Source organism: Novosphingobium sp. GW821-FHT09E05 (assembly GCF_059416165.1).
Window position 1 is genome coordinate 2,372,513 of sequence record NZ_JBWKOQ010000001.1, and the last position, 19,434, is coordinate 2,391,946.

Consider the following 19,434-nt stretch of genomic DNA (forward strand, 5'->3'; position numbering starts at 1 on the left):
AGAACCCCGCGCCTTCTACCGAGTGGCGCGGGGTTCGAAACGGCCTTCGGGCCAGACTTGAGCCACGCCCCACCGGGCGTGGCTTTTTCATGCGCCGTGCCTAGCCTGCTCCGAGCAGTCCGAAGCTGTCATGACGGGTGACCGCCTTGCCGAGCCGGTCGACGAACTGGACGATGATCGGCGGATCGACGCGCCGGGTGATCGACCACAGGTAATAGCCGTAGGTCACGCCCTCGCGGTACTGGAGCCAGGCCTCCTCCTCGCCCGGCATGTCCATGCCGTGGCCGCGCATCATGGCGAGGTATTCGCCGAGCAGCCGGCGCTCCTCGACCTCGGCCACCTCGGTCGGCAGCACCGCATTCAGGTGGTAGGCGACGTCGAGCGCCCAGCCGCCGCGCTGGAGCAGCTGCCAGTCGATCACGCCAAGCCCCTCCGAGGTGCGGAACACGTTGCCGGCATGCGCATCGCCGTGAATCATGAACTGCGGGCGCCGGCCGTCGCGCGCGGCGAGTTCCTTGATCGCCACCGCGAGATTTGCGGCGCTGCGCACGCGCGGGTCGAGGTTGTCGCCGCGCGGGCCGTCGAGCAGCTCCTGCAGCGCCTCGGGCGTCACGTAGCTCATCTGCGCCAGTTCCGCGGCCCGGGGGCGGATCCAGTCGGCGCCCCCCAGGAACGCGCTGCGCGCATGGAGCAACGACAGCTGCCCCAGGCTCTGCACCGCATCGTCCGCGCTGAACGGATCGAGCGCGGAGCAGAACGTCGCGCCGTCGACGATGAGGTCGCGCATCAGCGTCACCGCCTGCTGCGTCTCGCGGTCGATCACGGTGGCGACGCAATCGGGCACGCGCACGGCGATCGTCGGCGCGACCTTGTTGTAGAACTCGGCCTCGAGCACGCAGGTCGGCCCGCCGCGCGCGGTCATCGCGTCCACGTCGAGCAGGCCCTTGAGGCAGAAGGCCAGGGTTTCACCGTCGTCGAATGTCACCGCGAAGCGGACCTTGGTGGCGACGGTGCGAATCACCTCGACCCGTTCGACCTTCGCGATTCCCCGCCCGCCCGCGATGTCGGCCAGCGCGCCGGCCAGCCACTGCGGATCGAGCGCCTCGACCAACGTGGCAGGCACCGCGACCTGCGGCTGCGACGGAAGCCGCCTTTCCAGAAGCTGTGACATGTCTTCTCCCATTTTTGATATCTCGGCTTGGCTTGACCTAATTCGCCATTTCGGTCCATCCTTCGCAATAGAGAATTTCAACGGTCGCGCGATAGTCACGCAAAAGGCCGGATCAAACGGGAGAGGCACGGCCCATGGGCAAGCCGCTGGCAGGAATCAAAGTCGTCGAAGTCGCGATGTGGGCTTTCGTGCCCGCCTGCGGCGGCATGCTCGCGGACCTCGGCGCCGACGTCATTAAGATCGAGCCGCCCACCGGCGACCCCCTGCGCGGGCTCAAGATCGGGGGCATGGGCTCCAGCACGATCGACTTCTCGTGGGAAAGCTACAACCGCGGCAAGCGCTCGGTCACGCTCGACCTCAAGCAGGAAGCCGGGCGCGCCGTGCTCTACCGGCTGCTGGAGGACGCCGACGTGTTCCTCACCAATCTGCTGCCCCCCGCCCGCCGCGCCATGACAATCGACGAGGCCAGCATCCGCGCCGCCTTCCCGCAGATCATCTACGCCAGCGGCAGCGCGCTCGGCCCCAACGGCCCCGACTACGAGAAGGGCGGCTACGACGCGATCACCTTCTGGGCGCGCGGCGGCATCTCGTCCTCGCTGACCGAGGCGGATGCGGCGCACCCGGTCGGCCCTCCCGGCCCGGCGTTCGGCGATACGCTGTCGGGCTCGATGCTCTCGGGCGCGATCTGCGCCGCCATCGCCAAGCGCGCGCTGACCGGGGAGGCGTCTGCGGTCGACGTCTCGCTGCTGGGCACGGCGCTGTGGTCGATGCAGCGCTACGTCTGCCAGGCGACGGCGGACGGCGTGCAGAAATTCCCCAAGCCGCCCGCCGACCAGCCGCACAACGTGCTCGTCAGCAACTACCGCACCTCCGACGGCCGGTTCCTTGCGCTCTGCATGCTGCAGGCCGACAAGTACTGGGCGCCGTTCTGCGAGGTTGCCGGCCGCCCCGACCTCGCCGCCGACTCGCGCTTCGCCGATGCCGCCGCCCGGCGAGAGAACATCGCCGAATGCTACGCCGAGGTGAAGGCGCTGTTCGCCAGCAAGACGCTCGCCGAATGGAAGCAGATCCTCGCCCGCCAGCAGGGCCAGTGGGACGTGGTGCAGGACGTGGGCGAGATGAAGGACGACGTTCAGGCGCAGGCCAACGGCTACCTCAAGCACATCGACTACGGCGACGGCACGCAAATCCCAATGGTCGGCCTGCCGATGGTGTTCGACGGCGCGCCGCTGTCCTCCACCCGCTCGCCGGAACTGGGCGCGGACAGCGACGCGGTGCTGGAAAGCCTTGGGTACTCGGAGCACGAGATCATCGACCTCAAGGTGCAGGGCGTGGTGTTCTGATGAGCGAAGCGCCTGTCCGCAAGCTGCCGAAACTCGAGCCCGAGACCGCGTTCTTCTGGACAGCCGGGGCCGATGGCGCCTTGCGTATCCAACGCTGCACCGACTGCGGCTTCTACCAGCACCCGCCCTTCCCGCTCTGCTCGAAATGCCACGGCGAGGCAGTCGTGCCCGAGGCTGTCTCGGGCAAGGGCCGTCTCGCCAGCTACACGATCAACCATGAACCATGGGCTCCGGGCCTTGCGGTGCCGTTCGTCTTCGGCGTCGTCGAACTGGCCGAGCAGGCACAGCTCTACGTCTTCACCAACGTGCTCGCAGAGTTCGACGCGGTGCGCGTGGGCATGCCGCTGGCGGTGGAGTTCGAACGGCACGACGACGTCTGGCTACCGATGTTCCGACCCGACGAGGGACGCACGGCATGACCCTCCTCCCCGAAAAGCTCGCCTGCATCACCGGCGCCGCGCAGTCCGAGGTCGGCCGCCCGTCGAAGCGCAGCGCGTTGCAGCTGACCGCCGACGCCTGCCTTGCCGCCATCGCCGATGCCGGGCTCACCCCCGAGGACATCGACGGCATCGCCACATACCCGGGCAAAAGCAGCGAAGGCGGCGGCATCGCGCCGGTCAGTCCTTCGGAAGCAGCCGCCGTGCTCGGCATCGAGCCGCGCTGGATCCTCGCCTCGGCGGAGGGGTTCAGCCACATGGCGCCGATCTTCAACGCGGTCACCGCCATCGCCTGCGGGCTCGCACGCCATGTCGTGGTGTTCCGCAGCGTCGCACAGGCGCAGGCGCGGATGGTGTCGCGCTCGTCCACGCTGATGTCGGGATCGCGCGAGCGGGTGGACGGCAACAATGCGTGGACCGTGCCGTACAACGCGCTTTCGCCGATCAACACCTTCGCGCTCTACGCGCAGGCCTACTTCGAGAAGTACGGGGCGAACGAGGCACAACTGGGCGCGATCGCGGTCAACAACCGCGCCAACGCCGCGCACAATCCGAACGCGATCTACCGCAAGCCCCTCACCCTCGAAGACTATCTGGCGAGCCGCGTGATCTCCTCGCCGCTGCGTCTGCTGGACTGCGACTCGCATATCGACGGCTCCACCGCGATCGTGCTCTCGCACCGCGACGCAGCAAAGGATCTGCGCAATCCGCCGCTCCACATCGAATCGATGGGCATGGCGGTCGGCGGGCTGTGGGTGGGCCGCTTCGAGGGCGACTTCACCGAAATGCCCGCCGCCGGGCGTGCCGGACGGATGCTGTGGGAGCGCACCGAGCTCACGCCCGCCCAGATGGACTGCGCGCAGATCTACGACGGCTTTTCGATCCACGTCTGGATGTGGATGGAGGCGCTCGGCCTCGTGCCGCCCGGCGAGGCGTGCCGCTTCGTCGAGGGGGGGAAGCGCATCGCCATAGACGGCGAACTGCCGCTCAACACCGGCGGCGGTCAGCTCTCTGCCGGGCGCTTCCACGGCTACGGCCATATCCACGAGGCGACCGTCCAGCTCTGGGATCGCGGCGGCGGGCGGCAGGTGCGGGACGCGAAGACCTGCGTGATCTCGAACGGCGGCTACGGCTACGGCGCGATGATCCTGCGGCGGGATTGAAACTTCGTCGTCCCGGACTTGATCCGGGACCGCTGTCCGCGACCAGCCCACCTGTCGGCAAGGCTGCGCCCGCAGCGCGCGAGTGATGCTCGGGCAGCGTCGACACTTGACCAACTCATTCATAACTGCGATAATGCATTCACCATTTCGAATTATTGATCAGGCCGCAAAAGACGGCGCGAGAGGAGCCCCAGAGATGAGCGAAGCAGATCCGGCGATCAAAGGCGGCACCACCGCCGACTGGCCCTACGGCCCCATCTTCGATGCCGACGCCCACATCGATCCCCCGCACGACATGTGGAAAAACTACCTCCCCTCGCACCTCAAGGACCGCGCGCCCTTCATCGAGCATGCCGAGGACGGGGACTACATCTGCTTCGAAGGCGGCCGCCGTCCGTTCATGATGATCAACAACCAGGCCGGGCGCGAGGGCAAGAATTTCAAGATGAAGGGCCGCCTCGCCGACCAGCGCACGGTGTGGGAGCCTGCCACCCGCCTCGCCGACATGGACGCCGACGGCATGGACGCCGCGCTGCTGTTCGGCGGCGGGCCGCTCGGCTCGTTCGACAACGAACTCTACGTCGCCAGCTACGTCGCCTACCAGGACTGGGTGATGGACTTCGCCTCGGTCGCGCCGGACCGGCTGTTCCCCGTCGGCTACGTGCCGATGCGCGACATCGACGAGACCTGCCAGCATGTCGAGCGGCTCGCCAAGAAGGGCTTCCGCGCGATCAACCTGCCCGCCTTCCCGCAGAACCCGGACGCCTGGAAGACCTCGTCCGGCATCCAGAACATGAAGGACGGCCAGGTCTCCGCCCTCACCGGCGACAGCAAGGGCGCGCTGCAGTATTCAGACCCCGCCTTCGACAAGCTGTGGAAGACGATCTGCGACCACAACCTCGTCATCACCTTCCACCTCGGCGCCCGCGTGCCGCGCTTCGGGCAGAAGGAGTTCTTCCTCCCCGACATGCCGATGAGCAAGATGGCGATGGCCGAGCCGATCGGCATCTTCATCTTCAACTGCATCTTCGACCGCTTCCCCGACCTTCGCATCGGCAGCATGGAAAGCGGCGTGGGCTGGTTCGCGTGGTACACCGAATACATCACCCGCACCTGGGAACGGCAGCGCTTCTGGACCGAGAGCGCGCTCAAGAATCCGCCGAGCTACTACATGGACCGCAACGTCTTCGGCTCGTTCATCCAGGACCGCACGGGCATCCTCAACCGCGACCTGCCGGGCGGCGGCAACATCATGTGGTCCTCGGACTATCCGCACTCGGAGACCACCTTCCCCAAGTCGCGCGAGATCATCCTGCGCGACTTCGCCGGCGTCCCCGAGGCCGACGTGCGCGCGATCATCCACGACAACGCGCGCAAGCTGCTGGGCCTGAGCTGACATGCTGGAAGGTGCCGACGCAACCGACGTCCTGACCGCCGACGACCCGCTCTACGAGGAGCTCTACGACGTCCGCAAGGAAGCGGAGTCGGTGGGCAACTCGGTCGAGGTCGCCGCGATCATGCCCGCCGTCCATGCCCTGAGGGCGCAGGGTCCGGTGCTAAAAGGGCGGCTGCGCGAGCTGCTCGGCCTCCCGCTGCACGAGCGCCACGCGCGTGCGGCGGGGCGCCCGCACTGGACGGTGCTGTCCTACGATGCCTGCGAGGCCGCCTTCCGCAACCCGGCGATCTTCTCCAACTCGGTGCAGGGCCACGACAATCCGGCGGGCGAGAAGGCGATGGGCATCCTCGAGATGGACCCGCCGATGCACCGCGCCTACCGCCGCACCATCCAGCCCAAGTTCAACATGCCCGAGGCGCTCGGCTGGTGGCGCGAGCACACCATCGACACCATCATCGAGCGCCTGATCGCCCGCATGGGCAAGGGGGAGCGCGCCGACCTCAACCTCGATTACTGCGCGCGCATCCCGGTCTACACGATCACCACCGCCATCGGCCTCGACGGCGACGAGGCGCTGCGCTTCCGCCACGCCTACCTCAACTCCACCAGTTCCAGCCGCTCGGTGACGATGGAGCAGCGGATCGCCAATGCCAGGATCGTCGAGAGCACCGTGCTCGGCCTGATCGCGCGCCGCCGCGCCGCGCCGCAGGACGACCTCGTCAGCTTCCTGCTCGGCATGAAGCTGCAGATGCCCGGCGAGACCCCGCGCGCCCTCACCGACCGCGAGATCCTCGCCCACGTCAAGCTGGTGATGGTGGCCGGCGGCGGCACCTCGTGGCGCCAGATGGGCATCGCCCTGTTCGCCCTGCTCACCCACCGCGAGCAGCTCGACGCCGTGCGCCAGGACCGCGCCCTCATCGACGACGCGATCGAGGAAAGCCTGCGCTGGAACCCCACCGCGCCCTACTTCTACCGCATGGTAATGCAGGACACCGAGTTCTACGGCCACCAGATCCCCGAAGGCGCCGTCCTCGAACTCGGCCTCGGCCCCGCCAACCGCGACCCCGCGCGCTGGGAGCGGGCGGACGAATACGACCTCTTCCGCCCCAAGCTGACCAACATGGCCTTCGGCCTCGGCACCCACCGGTGCCTCGGCATGAACGTCGCCCGCGTGGAGATCAACCGCGGCATCAACGCCCTGATCGACCACTTCCCCAACCTGCGCCTCGACCCGGATGCGCCTGCGCCGTTCATGACCGGCGGGCTGGAGCAGCAGGGCGTTTCAGGGCTTCCGGTCTTGCTCCGCTGACGGCAGGGACGAGCTAGGCTGCCTGCAATTTGCGCCGGAACAGGGATCTGATCTTCCGGTCCTCGAGAATGCGGCCGATGACGTAGAGCGCGGCGAAGATCGCAGCGAAGACATAGGCGGTGGTGGGCGAGTGTTCGTCGTCCTTGTCCTCGGCCTTTTCCTTGGCCTTGTCCGCTTTCTTCTTTTCCGGGGAATCGGGTGCGGGCGCGCCAAGGAACTTGTCGACCGGGTTCAGGACCTGCGCCTTTTCCGGCTTCTTCTTTTCTTCGGTCTTGGCCGCCGGTTTTTCGAACTTGCCGATCGTCACCGTCAATTGTCCGAACGCGATAAACAGCAGCGGTGCGAGGAAACAGAACAGCAAGGCCCGGCTGGTCAGGTGATATCGCAGCACGGGGCCGGTCGCCATGCGTTCGACCTGCAGCACACCTCCGTCGAAAACGGCCATCTTGTCCTGCGCCGCCTGGTCCTTCTTGCGGAAGGTCAGTGTGTCGCTGTCCTGCTCGTGACTGGTGCCGGTCTCGCGAAACAGGGGGCGGAGCCTGTCGAAGGCATCGTCGCTCGATTGCTCGGGAGCGAGCGCCAGACTGCCCCGGATGTGCCAGATCCAGTCTATGAAACGCGAGTTCATGTGATCTCCAGTCGGGAGAGTTTTCCGATGCCGCCAAGGCGGCAAGGCTCAGGCAGGACCGCTCTGCCGCCGCAGCGGTCGGGGCCTGACAAATGGGATGTGTGGGCGTTACCGGGGCGAGCCGGTCCCGTTACTCGGCCGGGACCGCCGTATCGCCGAAGGACTGTTTGCCGAAGCGCTGCTTGAGCGACTTCCAGCCTTCGGTGAAGGGGAAGGTCATCTGTTCGCGGATGCCCATGCGGCGGCCACCTTCCATGCCGAGCAGTTCGGCTTCGCCATCGAGGCAGGTCCCGAACATGCGGTCGATGAAGATATAGGCGCCGGAGTAGTTGCTGCGGGTGGCTTCGAAGTCCTGCGAGTGGTGCAGGCTGTGATGCTCGGTCGTGTTGAAAAGGAAGCGCCACCAGCGCGGCGAGTTGAAGCGGACGTTGATGTGCTGGTAGCTTCCGACCGCCAGGCCGACGGCGCCGGCAAGGAGAAACGCCCTCGGCACGAAGTCGAAGAACCCGCCGATGCCAAGGCCGATCAGGAACAGTTCGACCGGGTTGCCGACTGCGCCCTTGTTGATGTTCAGCTGGGTGATGTAGTGATGAACCGAGTGCGGCAGCCAGAGCGGGTACCAGTTGTGCATCCCGCGATGCATCCAGTACTGCCCGAAATCGAAGATGAACGAGATCAGGAACGCCTGCAGCAGTAGCGGCATACCCGTGAACCAGGCGAACTTGTCCCAGTTGAAGGAATGCTGGACGGCCTCGATCATCACGTCGCCGCCGATGTAGCCGTCGATCATGCGCAGGATGGTGTAGCCAAGCCCGACGTAGAACAGGTCGGTGGTCAGTTCCTTCCAGGTCACGTCCCAGCTCTGGTGGCGCGGGAAAGCCCACTCCATGCCGAGCAGCAGCAACCTGAAACCGATGCCGATGGCGATGCCGGTCGATGCCGTAGCGATCGAATTGGGCGCGTAGTACCAGAAGGCGATCAGCGCGAAGAGTACGACCGGCTGAAACCAGGTGAAGAAGAGGACCTTCAGTGGGCCGCCTTCAACCTTGGGGACGTTTTCCCAGCCGATGGTTACCGGAGCCTGGGTGCCGATCATTCTCTTACCTACGCGAACGCCTTCCATACGCCTTGCCCTCGTAATATTCGGTCACCGGTGTAAGTAATACTAATCGATAACATGGTAATACGGACTGCCTGACGCGTCTACAGGATTCGCAGATGTTACCGTAGAAGGACGATCTGCGGCATCACGGATTGCGAGATGGCGGTCTGGCCTCATAATGTTTCGCTGGCCTTTCATGCACATGCCGTGCGCACGGCCGTCATCAGGCGTAACCGCAGACCACGCTGCAACACCGCCCTGCCCGCGCCCCGGGCAAAGAAAAAGGCGCGGGAAGCCTTGCCTCCCGCGCCCTTGTCGCTCCGGTTCCGGTGGCGGTTACGCCGCCTGCTTGTGCCGTTCGGTCGCTTCGAGGTTGAGCAGGTCCGCCATTTCGAAGGCCAGCTCGATCGACTGCGCGCCGTTGAGGCGCGGGTCGCAGTGGGTGTGGTAGCGGTCGGCGAGCGAGGCATCGGTGATGGCGATGGCGCCGCCGGTGCACTCGGTCACGTCCTGCCCGGTCATCTCGATGTGGATGCCGCCCGCATGCGTGCCCTCGGCGCGGTGGACCGCGAAGAAGCCGCGCACTTCGGACAGGATGCGGTCGAACGGACGGGTCTTGTAGCCGCTGTCGGCCTTGATGACGTTGCCGTGCATCGGATCGCACGACCACACCACCGGATGGCCCTCGCGCTGCACCGCGCGCACCAGCTTGGGCAGGCCCGCCTCGACCTTGTCGTGGCCGTAGCGGCTGATCAGCGTCATGCGGCCGGCCTCACGCCCGGGGTTCAGCGTGTCGAGCATGCGCAGCAGCGCGTCGGGCTCGAGGCTGGGGCCGCACTTCATGCCGATCGGATTGCCGACGCCGCGCAGGAACTCGACGTGGGCCGAGTTCTCGAAGCGGGTGCGATCGCCGATCCACAGCATGTGGGCCGAGCAGTCGTACCAGTCGCCCGTCAGCGAATCGCGGCGGGTCAGCGCCTGCTCGTAGGGCAGCAGCAGCGCTTCGTGGCTGGTGTAGAACTCGGTGCCCTTGAGCTGCGGCACGGTCGTCGGATCGACGCCGCAGGCGGCCATGAAGTCGAGCGCCTCGCTGATGCGGTCGGCCATCTGCGCGAACTTCTCGCCCCAGGGGCTGCGGCCGATGTGCTCCATCGTCCACTGGTGCACCTGGCGCAGGTTCGCGTAGCCGCCATGCGCGAAGGCGCGCAGCAGGTTGAGCGTCGCCGACGACTGGCCGTAAGCCTTGAGCATGCGCTCGGGATCGTTGCGGCGCGCCTCGGCGGTGCCCTCGATGCCGTTGATGATGTCGCCGAAGTAGCTGGGCATCTCGACGCCGCCGACGGTCTCGGTGGGCGCCGAGCGCGGCTTGGCGAACTGGCCCGCCATGCGGCCCAGCTTCACCACCGGCTGCTTGCTCGCGAAAGTCAGCACCACGGCCATCTGCAGGATGACGCGGAAGCTGTCGCGGATGTTGTCGGCGCTGAACTCGGCGAAGCTCTCGGCGCAGTCACCGCCCTGGAGCAGGAAACCGCGGCCGGCCGCCACTTCGGCAAGGTCCGCCTTGAGCGCGCGGGCTTCGCCGGCGAAGACCAGCGGCGGAAACTTCGCCAGCGTGGCCTCGACCTCGCCCAGCTTCGCCTCGTCGCCATAGACCGGCAGGTGGCGCGCTTCGTGCGCTTTCCAGCTCTCCGGTGTCCAGTTGCTCGCCACGTTCTTCACTCCCGATGTCCGCGGCACCATGCCGGGACCGTTACCGACGCCGCTTCGTCATGCACGGCGCGAACGAGGGGCGGCCCATAGCGCCTGTCGGCAATTTTTGCAAAGTCGGGATTGACGATCAGCGTGATCGGTTGCGCGGGGGTTGAAGCTGGCTGCTGCCCTTCACGCGGGCGATGGCGCGAGACATCCGATCGTGGCGCCGCCCGGCCTACTTCGCCGCGACAGTCCTGGACTCCTTGCCCTCAGGCATGACTTCCAGGCGCCACGAGTGGTCCTTGCCGAGGTAACGCGCCGCCAGGGCCTGCATCGCCTGCGGAGTGGTCACCGTATAGTCGCTGAGCACCGTGCGCACGGTACCGATGCGCGAAGGATCGCTGGTCGCCCCTTCGAGCTGGCTCATGAAGAACGAGGTGCTCGATGCCGCCCGCGTCACCTGCTGGCGCAGCGGTTCGACGACAAGCGCCAGTTCGTCGGCGGTGGGAGGGCTGTTGATGAGGTTCTGCGCGATCTCGTCGGCGGTCTGGAAGAAGATCGGCACCGACTTGGGATCGAGCTGCGCCATCGCCGTGATCGAGCCGCCGGCGGCGAGGTCCACCGGCCAGGTCGAGTAGACGTAAGGCGCATAGGAAACGCCGAGCTTCTCGCGCACCGCGTCCATCAGGCGGTTGGTGAACAGCTGCGTGAGGATCTCAAGCTGGCGCGATTCGCGGATGCCCATGACGCCGCCGCCGGTGGGCCACGAAATCACCGCCGCCGCCTGGTCGGGATCGCCGTGATGGACGAGCGTGACCGGCTTGTCGGAAGGCTGCGGGACGGGAATCTTCACGTCGGTCGTCGTCACCGCGACCGGCTGGCGGCCCTTGAGCGCACCGAACGTCTTCTCCAGGGCGGCGATCGCCGCGACCTTGTCGAAGTCACCGAAGATCTGGACCTCGACCGGGCCTTCCTTGAGCGCCTTGCTCCACACCCGCTTGAAGCCTTCGGGCGTGGTCGCCTCGATCTCGTCGGGGGTCGGGGTGGCGAAGCGGGCGTCCTCGCCGCGCTGGTAGAACTGCAGGTCGCGGTTGAGCACGCCCTGCGGCGATGTCGAGAAGGTCGCGTACTGGATCTTGGCGGCCGCCTTGGCGCGGGTGAACGGGGCTACGTCCCATTGCGGCAGGTCGAGCTTGGCGGCGAAGAGGTAGAGCTGGTCAGCGAGATCGGCCGGGCGCGTCTCGGCGGAAAGCTCGAAGGCGGCGTCCTGGACCTCGAAGTCGAAGCCCATCTTGCGGCCGGTGGAGATGCGGTCGAGATCGTCCTGGCCCAGCGTCGCCAGGCCAGAGCCGACGAGCGCGTAGTTGCCCAGCGTGATGTAGGCCGCGTCCTTGGGATCGACCGCGCGGTAGCCGCCGCCGAAGCGGGTCTTGACCATGACGCGGCCCGGCTCCTCGGCGACCGGCCAGAGCAGCGCCTTGACGCCGTTGGCGAAAGTCAGTTCCTCGATCTCCAGCAGGCCGGTCGGCGCGTCGGTCACGGCCTTGGCGGGCTTGCCGATGACCGGAAGCTTCTCGAACGAGACAGGCGCCAGTGCGGCGCGCACGCCGGCGTCCGCCTTGACCGGCTCCGCGAGCGCGAGCTGGAGCTGCCGATCGGTCGCCTTCCCGGCTTCCTGAACGGTGAACAGCCCGCGCGTGACGGTGCCGGTGAAAAGCTGGCGGGTGTGCTTGAGAACGGCGTCGGGCGTGAACAGCGCCTGCGATTCGCGGAAGATGCGCAGTACGTCGTTCGGCGCTGCCACGGTTTCGCGGATGTCGAGCGCATTGACGAGGTCGTCGGCGAGCTTGGAGCCGGGCAGGATGCGCTGCTGCTCGACAGGCACCTGGAAGGCGACGTCGAGTTCGGCGGCCTCGCGGTCGATCTCGGCCTGCGTGGGCGCGCGGGTCAGGGCGTCGGCGATCACCGAACGCACGTCGCGCAAGGCCCCCTGCCAGTCGTCGCCGAGCGGAGTGACCGACACGAAGGTCGCATCGGCAGAGCGCGAGACGTCGTCCTGGTTGACCGAGGCCGAGAGGAACGAGCCGCCGGCACGTGCCTTCGATTCCAGCCGGCGGTTGATGATCGCCTGCGCAATCGCATCGGTCATCAGGCCCTGGTTGTAGACGATGTTGTCGTTGACCTGCCGCCAGGGGCGCAGCACCGCATACATCAGCGAGGGCGGCAGGTCGGGCTCGACCAGCACGCGCGTCTCGCCGACCGGGTTCTTCGGGTCCGCACCCTTGGGAGCGGCCGGATCGCCGAAACTGGGCGCTGGCGTGCGCTTGCCCTTGGCGGACCAGTCGGTGAACCACTTCTTGACGTAGGACTCGAGCATCGCCGGATCGACGTCGCCGGCGACGATCACCGCCACGTTATCGGGGCGATACCAGCGCGAATAGAACGCGCGCACGCTCTCAGGCGTTGCCGAGGTCAGCGATTCCAGCGTGCCGATCGGCTCGCGGTTGGCGAGCGGCTGGCCGGCATAGAGGACCTTCTGCATCGCATCCTGCACGCGCTTGGAAGCGCCGCCGCGCTCGCGCATTTCGGACAGCACGATCGGCAGGTCGGACTTGAGGTTCGAGGCCGAGAGCGTGGGCGCGGTGACCATGCCGCTCATCAGCTTGAAGGTCTCGTCCAGCGAGGTCGGCGTGGCGTTGGGCAGGTCGAGCTTGAACACGGTCTGCGTGGTGGAGGTAACGGCGTTGGTGTCGGTGCCGAAGGTCGCGCCCAGGCGCTGGAACGCGGCGATCGCGGTGCCCTCGGGAATGTACTTCGACTGCCGGAACAGCATGTGCTCCAGCAGGTGCGCATAGCCACGCTCGGCGTCGGTCTCGTAGAGCGAGCCGGCATCGACGCGGATGCGGATCGAGACCTGGCCCGGCGGCACCCCGTTCTTGCGCACGGCATACTTGATGCCGTTGGCAAGCTCGCCGAAGTGCCATTCGGGGTCATGCGGGATGTCGCTCCCGCGATAGAGCCAGGGGTCCGACTGGCCGACGACCGGGGTCGCCAGCGGAGCCGTCGCCGGGGCGGCGGCCGGCTGTGCGGCAGCCTCCTGGGCAAGCAGTGGCGGGATCGGAGCCTGAAGGAGAAGCAGGCAGGCGAGCGTGCGTGCGGCGCGCGGAGAAGTCGTCATTGCGCAAGGTATAGGGGGCCGCTTCCTTAAGGACCAGTGAATAGCGCAGTCATCCCGGCTTCGGTTGGTCGCGGTTGGACTTGACCCAACGGCCACTTCACCTACATCGCAAGCATCATGTTCATCGAAACCGAAACCACGCCAAACCCCTCGACGATCAAGTTCCTGCCCGGGCGGCAGGTCATGACCGCGGGCACCCGCGAGTTCACCTCGCCCGAGGACGCGGTCGCATCGCCGCTGGCGGAAGCGCTGTTCGACCTGGGCGACGTCACGGGCGTGTTCTTCGGCGGCGAATTCGTCTCGGTTACTGCGGCGCCCGGCGTGGAATGGGCCTCGCTGCGCCCACAGGTGGTCTCGATCCTGCTCGACCACTTCGTCTCGGAAGCCCCGCTGTTCGCGGGCGGGACTGCCGGCAGTTTCTCGGTTCCCGCCGAGGACGAGGACTTCGGCGACGATCCCGCCGACGCCGACATCGTCGAGCAGATCAAGGACCTGATCGAAAGCCGCGTCCGCCCGGCCGTCGCCAACGACGGCGGCGACATCGTCTACCGCGGCTTCCGCGAAGGCGTAGTCTACCTCTCGATGCAGGGTGCCTGCTCCGGCTGCCCGTCGTCGAGCGCGACGCTCAAGCAGGGCATCGAAAGCCTGCTCAAGCACTACGTCCCCGAAGTCAGCGAAGTGCGCGCGGCCTGACCGGGCCGTGGGCATGCTGCGCGAAATCGACGCGTGACAGCCACCATCGACGATAACTTTCCGTCCGCCGCGACAACGCTGGTCATCGACAGCGCGACCGATGCCTGCTCGGTCGCGCTTTTCGCGGGCAAGCGCCTCGTCGCGGGCGACTTCCGCGTGCTCGGGCGCGGACATGCCGAAGCACTGGTGCCGATGATCGCCGCCCTGCCCGGCAAGGGCCGTGCGGACCGCATCGCCGTGGCGCTCGGTCCGGGCAGCTTCACCGGGGTGCGCGTTGGCCTCGCCGCCGCGCGCGGGCTGGCGCTGGCCTGGGGTTCGGACCTCGTGGGCTACCCCAGCCTCGCACTTGTCGCTGCGATGGCCCGCGATGCCGAGGGGGAGCAGCCCGTGGGCGTGGCGATGACGGGCGGTCACGGCGAATGGTTCGTCGAGGGCTTCGGGGCTTGCGGTCAAACCACCCGCGCGCTGGCATCCCGGCGACCGGCCGCCGCCGCCGCCGACACAGTCGAAGCCCTGGTCGCCGGCAATCAGGCCGAAGCGCTGGTCGCTGCGCGGGGCCATGGACGCGCCCTGCCGATCTGGCCCGACGCGCGCGCCTTCGCACTGCTGCCACGCTCCGCCCTCATGGACGAAACGCAACCGCTCTACGGCCGCGCGCCGGACGCCCGTTTACCCGCGGGAGCCGCATGATCGAAGATGTCGACAAGATCATGGCGGTCATGGCGACCGCCTTCGACCCCGCCTACGGGGAGGCGTGGAACAGGCGCCAGGTCGAAGACGCGCTCGCCTTCGGCACCTGTCACTATTGCCTGACCAATTCCGCGGGCGGTCGAACTTCCGAAAACGAGCCGGCGGCCGGCTTCTTCTTGTCGCGCACGGGCTACGAGGAAGAAGAACTCCTTCTACTTGCGATTGACCCGCAGTATCGGGGCCAAGGACTAGGCAGATCGCTGCTTGAAACCTTGCGAATCGATGCGGCTTCCCGCGGCGCCCGACGGCTGCTCCTTGAAATGAGAAGAGGAAATCCTGCGGAAACGCTTTACCGCAGCTTTGGCTTCAATTCTATCGGAGAAAGGCGCGAATACTACCGAACTCCGGGAGGAGAACGCCTCGACGCCATCACCTTTGCATGCGACATATCCTGATCGAATGTATTAATTCTTCGTCATGGGTATCAATTTGGGACCGCAATCGGGCTGCAACTTCGAATTGAACTTGCACTTCTGTGCAGAATCGTTCACTGCACTATCCGCAAGCCCTGACAGGCCTGCCTCCCCCCGAACTAAAATTGGTCGCACCAAAGGATAATAAGAAATGGATAATATCCAGCCCGACATGAACGAAACGTTGATCACGCTGGCGTCGGACATCGTCTCCGCGCACGTGAGCAACAACAGCGTCGCGGTCGAGGATCTTCCCGCCCTGATCACCAACGTCTACGGCGCGCTGGCCGGCCTTGGCGGCACTGCCCCGGTGATCGAGGAAAAGCCCGAGCCGGCTGTTTCGATCCGCGCTTCGGTCAAGCCCGACTACATCGTCTGCCTCGAGGACGGCAAGAAGCTGAAAATGCTCAAGCGCCACCTCATGACCCACTACAACATGACCCCCGACGACTATCGCGCGCGCTGGAACCTTCCCGCGGATTACCCGATGGTCGCCCCCAACTACGCCGAAAAGCGTCGCGAACTGGCCAAGAAGATCGGCCTGGGTCGCAAGCCCGACGTACGCCGTGGTCGCAAGCCCAAGGCGGCCGTCGCCTGATTTCCGGCGGACGGACCGCAAGGGCTTCGCTGGTCGCACGGCGCCGTCGGCATCCGCACTCCACGCCCGAGTCCGATTTCTCGGGGACAAAGATGCCGATGACCGCCACCGCAGAGTGACAGGCCATCCATTGCGGTTGTGATTGCAGGCGCATCGCCCTATCTAGGCGATGCGCCTCATTCATTTTACAGGTCCATCCGTGCATCAACCCATCGACATCGAAGCTCTCTGCGCCGAACGCGGCCTTCGCATCACCGAGCAGCGCCGCGTGATCGCCAAGGTGCTTTCGGAAAGCACCGACCATCCCGACGTCGAAAAGCTGCACGAACGCGCCACCGCGATCGACCCGGGCATCTCGATCGCCACCGTCTACCGCACCGTTCGCCTGTTCGAGGAAGCCGGCATCCTCGACCGTCACGATTTCGGCGACGGCCGCGCCCGCTACGAAGCGGCGCCCGAGGCCCATCACGACCATATGATCGACGTCGAATCCGGCCAGGTCACCGAATTCGTCGATCCCGAACTGGAAGCGCTGCAGCGCCAGATCGCCGAGCGCCTGGGCTTCCGTCTCGTCGACCACCGGATGGAACTGTTCGGCGTCAGGCTCGACCGCCCGGAAGGCGCCGGTACACCCACCCGCAGGTGATATGACGCGGACGCTGCCGGCCCCGGCTCGCCGCCTCGCTCCCTGGACATGGCCGCTGATCGCGGTCCGACTGGCAGCCCTGCTCGGACTGCTGGCGGTCTGCACCCCGCTCTACTACCTTCTGGCCCCGTTCACGGCGCGCAACCCGGCGCCGCGATGGTTCCTGCGCGGCGTCGCGGCGATCGCAGGCGTGCGCCTGCACATTCGCGGCCACCGCCCGGCCCGCCGCAGCTTCTTCATCGCCAACCACGTCAGCTGGATCGACATCCCCGCCATCGCCGGCGCCAGCGGCAGCGCCTTCATCGCGCATGACGGGCTGGCGCAGATCGGCCCGCTGCGCTGGCTCTGCGGCCTCAACGACACCGTCTTCGTCGCCCGGCACGAGCGGCGCAGTGTCGCGGCGCAAGTCGAGCAGGTCCGCACCGCGCTGCGCGAGACCGGCGCGCTGACGATCTTCCCCGAAGGCACCACCTCGGACGGCAGCGGGACACTGCCGTTCAAGTCCTCGCTGCTCTCGGCGCTGGAGGGGGAATTCGACGCCGAAGCGATCCCGGTCTGGCTGGACTACGGCGCGGAAACGCGCGTGATCGCCTGGGTCGGCGACGAACCCGGCCTCGACAATGCCTTGCGCATCCTCGCGCGGTGGCGCCCCGTCGCGCTCACCTTGCACTTCCTGCCGCCGCTGGCCCCCGAAGAACGCGGCGACCGCAAGCGCATGGCCGCCGCCGCCCGCGCCGCGATAGAGGCAGCCCAGGCCAGCGATTGACACAACGAACCATTTAGGTTATATACTCGGCCGTCGATCCCCTTCGACACATGCGGCGGGACGGGAGGCGCGAAGCTGGCGCCGAGCGCTTTTCCGTACGCGGTCGGCGCCCGGTCACGGACCGGACAAACCGTACCATGGATGCGTGGATGAACATGAGGGTATGCCCTCAGGAACGACGGCCAAGGAGCGAGCCCGCACCGTCACCCCGCGCACCGAGGGCCGAGCCGGAGAGTCCCACGCGGTACTGCCCCTCTCCAGCCGTTCGCAATCAAAAGGCAGGACCCAGCACCCGCCGCCTGATGCTGGCGGCACCCCAGCGCCGGCCGCACCCCGTCCGCTGCCTCTTCCCCGGCGTAACCCCGCATTCGCCAGCGGGCGCTTTCGTGCGTCCAGAATCCCCCCTGCCGCGAAGCGAGAGGGGGATGTTTGCCTCAGCGGGTGGCGTTGTAGGCCAGCTGGGTTTCGTTGAGCTGGAAGCCGACCAGCACTTCGAACGAAGAGCGCGCCACGGCGGCCTTCACTTCGGGATCGGCCAGCGGGTCGACGGCGGCGTCGGTATCGCCGGCCTTGCGCTTGCGCGTGATGCGCTCGCGAATCTCCTGCGGCAGCGTCGCGGCGGCACGGTCGATGAAGGCGTTGACGTCACCGCTGACCTGCGCGCGCTGCTCGCCATCGGCGAAGGTCAGCGTCACGTTGCCAACGCGCTTGCTGATGACGGCGGAGCCGCCCTGCAGCACGGTCACGAAGTAGGGCAGCGTCACCTGGCGAGCGCCGGCGGTGTCGTTGCGCCGAGCCTGGACCTGGAACGAGACGGTGGAGGTCACCTTGTCGCCGGCAGTTTCGGTTTCGTTGCACTGGGCGCGCACGTCGGTCATCGCCGCGACGAGATCGATGTTCGGGGCGGTGCGGTCGCCCGCGACGCGGAACAGGGTCACGTCGCCGGTATACTCGGGGATGCCGACGGCCGGGCACTTGCTGCGGATCGAGGTAATGCCCACGCCCTGGTCGACCACGATCTCCCCCTTGGTCTTGCACCCGCCAAGCAGCGACAACGCGGCTGCGGAGCACAGGACAGTGGCAGTCAGGCGGCGTGCATTCATCGTCACTTCCTCGAATGGCATGCGCTTGCCCTAGCGATGCAAGCGGCAAAGCGCTAGAGGGCCGATCATGAACGCGCCCTTTCAGTCCCCGACGCCGTCCGACGGCACCCGGCAGCCCCTGCGCCTCCTGATCGCCGCCCCGCGCGGCTTCTGCGCCGGCGTGGACCGGGCGATCGAAATCGTCGAGCGGGCGATCGAAATCTACGGAGCGCCCGTCTACGTGCGGCACGAGATCGTCCACAACAAGTTCGTGGTCGACAATCTCAAGGCCAAGGGCGCCGTCTTCGTCGAGGAACTGGACGAAGTGCCCGACGGCGTGCCGGTGATCTTCAGCGCCCACGGCGTACCCAAGGCCGTGCCGGCGGCAGCCACCTCGCGCGGGCTGGACTGGCTGGACGCGACCTGCCCGCTGGTGAGCAAGGTCCACCGCCAGGCGGAGCGCCAGATCGAGGCCGGCCGCCACATCCTGTTCATCGGCCATGACGGCCATCCCGAAGTGATCGGTACGCTGGGCCAGGTGCCCGAGGGCACGATCACCCTCGTCGAGACGGTCGACGATGTCGCCTCACTCGAATTCCCGGCCGAGACCGAACTCTCGTACCTTTCGCAGACGACGCTCTCGGTCGACGATACCGCCGCGATCATCAGGGCGATCGAGGCGCGCTTCCCGAAAGTCGTCGCGCCCAAGGCGGAGGACATCTGCTACGCGACGTCCAACCGCCAGGCCGCGGTCAAGCAGATCGCCCCGCAATGCCAGCTGGTGCTCGTGATCGGCGCCCCCAACAGCTCCAACTCCGTGCGCCTCGTGGAAGTCGCCGAGCGCGAGGGTTCGGCCGCGCAGCTGATCCAGCGCGCCGATGAGATCGACCCCGCCTGGCTGGAGGGCATTGACGTGCTTGGCCTGACGGCAGGCGCCTCCGCGCCCGAGGAACTGGTCAACGAAGTCATTGCCCGGATCAAGGAACTGCGCCTGGTGGAGGCCGAGGAAATCGTGACCACCAAGGAGCACATGACCTTCAAGCTCCCCCGCCAGCTGGTGCGCTGAT

Annotated in this window: 18 protein-coding genes; 12 read left to right on the top strand and 6 right to left on the bottom strand. The window is 66.9% G+C overall.

The window, feature by feature from the left end:
* Positions 1 to 100 precede the first annotated feature (100 nt).
* Positions 101 to 1,171 (bottom strand): aminoglycoside phosphotransferase family protein, encoded by a 1,071-nt coding sequence (locus AC07M9_RS11255; protein ID WP_494883773.1) that lies wholly within the window; start codon positions 1,169 to 1,171, stop codon positions 101 to 103.
* Positions 1,172 to 1,305: 134 nt separating this feature from the next.
* Between AC07M9_RS11255 and AC07M9_RS11260 the strand changes: the two genes are divergently transcribed.
* The 5 genes from AC07M9_RS11260 (at position 1,306) to AC07M9_RS11280 (ending at position 6,819) form a co-directional block, all read left to right on the top strand.
* A complete protein-coding gene (locus tag AC07M9_RS11260; protein WP_494883774.1) occupies positions 1,306 to 2,514 on the top strand; it encodes a CaiB/BaiF CoA transferase family protein in 1,209 nt (402 codons plus the stop codon).
* A complete protein-coding gene (locus AC07M9_RS11265) occupies positions 2,514 to 2,933 on the top strand; it encodes a Zn-ribbon domain-containing OB-fold protein (RefSeq protein ID WP_494883775.1) in 420 nt (139 codons plus the stop codon). Before AC07M9_RS11260 ends, AC07M9_RS11265 begins: the two co-directional genes overlap by 1 nt.
* Positions 2,930 to 4,114 (top strand): thiolase family protein, encoded by a 1,185-nt coding sequence (locus AC07M9_RS11270; RefSeq protein WP_494883776.1) that lies wholly within the window; start codon positions 2,930 to 2,932, stop codon positions 4,112 to 4,114. The genes AC07M9_RS11265 and AC07M9_RS11270 overlap by 4 nt, the downstream gene beginning before the upstream one ends.
* 196 nt (positions 4,115 to 4,310) lie before the next feature.
* Positions 4,311 to 5,510, top strand: coding sequence for an amidohydrolase family protein (locus AC07M9_RS11275; protein ID WP_494883777.1), 1,200 nt, complete (start codon positions 4,311 to 4,313; stop codon positions 5,508 to 5,510).
* A gap of 1 nt (position 5,511) precedes the next feature.
* A complete protein-coding gene (locus AC07M9_RS11280) occupies positions 5,512 to 6,819 on the top strand; it encodes a cytochrome P450 (RefSeq protein ID WP_494883778.1) in 1,308 nt (435 codons plus the stop codon).
* Positions 6,820 to 6,832: 13 nt separating this feature from the next.
* Here the strand turns inward: AC07M9_RS11280 and AC07M9_RS11285 are convergent, their stop codons facing one another.
* The 4 genes from AC07M9_RS11285 to AC07M9_RS11300 form a co-directional block, all read right to left on the bottom strand.
* The gene (locus AC07M9_RS11285; RefSeq protein WP_494883779.1) at positions 6,833 to 7,447 is read right to left on the bottom strand and encodes a hypothetical protein; all 615 of its coding nucleotides are present in this window, start codon (positions 7,445 to 7,447) and stop codon (positions 6,833 to 6,835) included.
* 130 nt (positions 7,448 to 7,577) lie between these two features.
* Positions 7,578 to 8,570, bottom strand: a complete 993-nt coding sequence (locus AC07M9_RS11290; RefSeq protein WP_494883780.1) for a sterol desaturase family protein — start codon at positions 8,568 to 8,570, stop codon at positions 7,578 to 7,580.
* 315 nt (positions 8,571 to 8,885) lie between these two features.
* Positions 8,886 to 10,259, bottom strand: coding sequence for a class II 3-deoxy-7-phosphoheptulonate synthase (locus AC07M9_RS11295; RefSeq protein ID WP_494883919.1), 1,374 nt, complete (start codon positions 10,257 to 10,259; stop codon positions 8,886 to 8,888).
* A 217-nt stretch (positions 10,260 to 10,476) separates the two neighbouring features.
* The gene (locus tag AC07M9_RS11300) at positions 10,477 to 13,419 is read right to left on the bottom strand and encodes a M16 family metallopeptidase (protein WP_494883781.1); all 2,943 of its coding nucleotides are present in this window, start codon (positions 13,417 to 13,419) and stop codon (positions 10,477 to 10,479) included.
* Positions 13,420 to 13,536: 117 nt separating this feature from the next.
* Between AC07M9_RS11300 and AC07M9_RS11305 the strand changes: the two genes are divergently transcribed.
* From AC07M9_RS11305 to AC07M9_RS11330, 6 genes are all read left to right on the top strand, one after another.
* Positions 13,537 to 14,112, top strand: coding sequence for a NifU family protein (locus AC07M9_RS11305; protein ID WP_494883782.1), 576 nt, complete (start codon positions 13,537 to 13,539; stop codon positions 14,110 to 14,112).
* 33 nt (positions 14,113 to 14,145) lie between these two features.
* Positions 14,146 to 14,802, top strand: coding sequence for a tRNA (adenosine(37)-N6)-threonylcarbamoyltransferase complex dimerization subunit type 1 TsaB (gene tsaB / locus AC07M9_RS11310; protein ID WP_494883783.1), 657 nt, complete (start codon positions 14,146 to 14,148; stop codon positions 14,800 to 14,802).
* Positions 14,799 to 15,257, top strand: a complete 459-nt coding sequence (locus AC07M9_RS11315) for a GNAT family N-acetyltransferase (protein ID WP_494883784.1) — start codon at positions 14,799 to 14,801, stop codon at positions 15,255 to 15,257. The genes tsaB and AC07M9_RS11315 overlap by 4 nt, the downstream gene beginning before the upstream one ends.
* A gap of 169 nt (positions 15,258 to 15,426) precedes the next feature.
* A complete protein-coding gene (locus AC07M9_RS11320) occupies positions 15,427 to 15,873 on the top strand; it encodes a Ros/MucR family transcriptional regulator (RefSeq protein WP_494883785.1) in 447 nt (148 codons plus the stop codon).
* A gap of 199 nt (positions 15,874 to 16,072) precedes the next feature.
* Positions 16,073 to 16,519 carry a Fur family transcriptional regulator gene (locus AC07M9_RS11325; protein WP_494883786.1) on the top strand — a complete coding sequence of 149 codons (447 nt, stop codon included), beginning with the start codon at positions 16,073 to 16,075 and terminating at the stop codon, positions 16,517 to 16,519.
* Position 16,520: 1 nt separating this feature from the next.
* Positions 16,521 to 17,285 carry a lysophospholipid acyltransferase family protein gene (locus AC07M9_RS11330; protein WP_494883787.1) on the top strand — a complete coding sequence of 255 codons (765 nt, stop codon included), beginning with the start codon at positions 16,521 to 16,523 and terminating at the stop codon, positions 17,283 to 17,285.
* A 434-nt stretch (positions 17,286 to 17,719) separates the two neighbouring features.
* Here AC07M9_RS11330 and AC07M9_RS11335 read toward each other — a convergent pair whose 3' ends face one another.
* Positions 17,720 to 18,388: a hypothetical protein gene (locus AC07M9_RS11335; RefSeq protein WP_494883920.1), complete on the bottom strand. Its 669-nt coding sequence runs from the start codon at positions 18,386 to 18,388 to the stop codon at positions 17,720 to 17,722.
* Positions 18,389 to 18,455: 67 nt separating this feature from the next.
* Here AC07M9_RS11335 and ispH point away from each other — a divergent pair, with 67 nt between their 5' ends.
* Entirely contained in the window at positions 18,456 to 19,433 is a 978-nt protein-coding gene (gene ispH / locus AC07M9_RS11340; protein ID WP_494883788.1) for a 4-hydroxy-3-methylbut-2-enyl diphosphate reductase, read from the top strand.
* The last annotated feature ends 1 nt before the right edge of the window (position 19,434 follow it).

Coding starts and splice junctions, on each gene's coding strand:
- AC07M9_RS11255 (WP_494883773.1), bottom strand. CDS start 1,171: ATGTCACAGCTTCTGGAAAGGCGGCTTCCGTCGCAGCCGCAGGTCGCG.
- AC07M9_RS11260 (WP_494883774.1), top strand. CDS start 1,306: ATGGGCAAGCCGCTGGCAGGAATCAAAGTCGTCGAAGTCGCGATGTGG.
- AC07M9_RS11265 (WP_494883775.1), top strand. CDS start 2,514: ATGAGCGAAGCGCCTGTCCGCAAGCTGCCGAAACTCGAGCCCGAGACC.
- AC07M9_RS11270 (WP_494883776.1), top strand. CDS start 2,930: ATGACCCTCCTCCCCGAAAAGCTCGCCTGCATCACCGGCGCCGCGCAG.
- AC07M9_RS11275 (WP_494883777.1), top strand. CDS start 4,311: ATGAGCGAAGCAGATCCGGCGATCAAAGGCGGCACCACCGCCGACTGG.
- AC07M9_RS11280 (WP_494883778.1), top strand. CDS start 5,512: ATGCTGGAAGGTGCCGACGCAACCGACGTCCTGACCGCCGACGACCCG.
- AC07M9_RS11285 (WP_494883779.1), bottom strand. CDS start 7,447: ATGAACTCGCGTTTCATAGACTGGATCTGGCACATCCGGGGCAGTCTG.
- AC07M9_RS11290 (WP_494883780.1), bottom strand. CDS start 8,570: ATGGAAGGCGTTCGCGTAGGTAAGAGAATGATCGGCACCCAGGCTCCG.
- AC07M9_RS11300 (WP_494883781.1), bottom strand. CDS start 13,419: ATGACGACTTCTCCGCGCGCCGCACGCACGCTCGCCTGCCTGCTTCTC.
- AC07M9_RS11305 (WP_494883782.1), top strand. CDS start 13,537: ATGTTCATCGAAACCGAAACCACGCCAAACCCCTCGACGATCAAGTTC.
- AC07M9_RS11315 (WP_494883784.1), top strand. CDS start 14,799: ATGATCGAAGATGTCGACAAGATCATGGCGGTCATGGCGACCGCCTTC.
- AC07M9_RS11320 (WP_494883785.1), top strand. CDS start 15,427: ATGGATAATATCCAGCCCGACATGAACGAAACGTTGATCACGCTGGCG.
- AC07M9_RS11330 (WP_494883787.1), top strand. CDS start 16,521: ATGACGCGGACGCTGCCGGCCCCGGCTCGCCGCCTCGCTCCCTGGACA.
- AC07M9_RS11335 (WP_494883920.1), bottom strand. CDS start 18,388: ATGAATGCACGCCGCCTGACTGCCACTGTCCTGTGCTCCGCAGCCGCG.
- ispH (WP_494883788.1), top strand. CDS start 18,456: ATGAACGCGCCCTTTCAGTCCCCGACGCCGTCCGACGGCACCCGGCAG.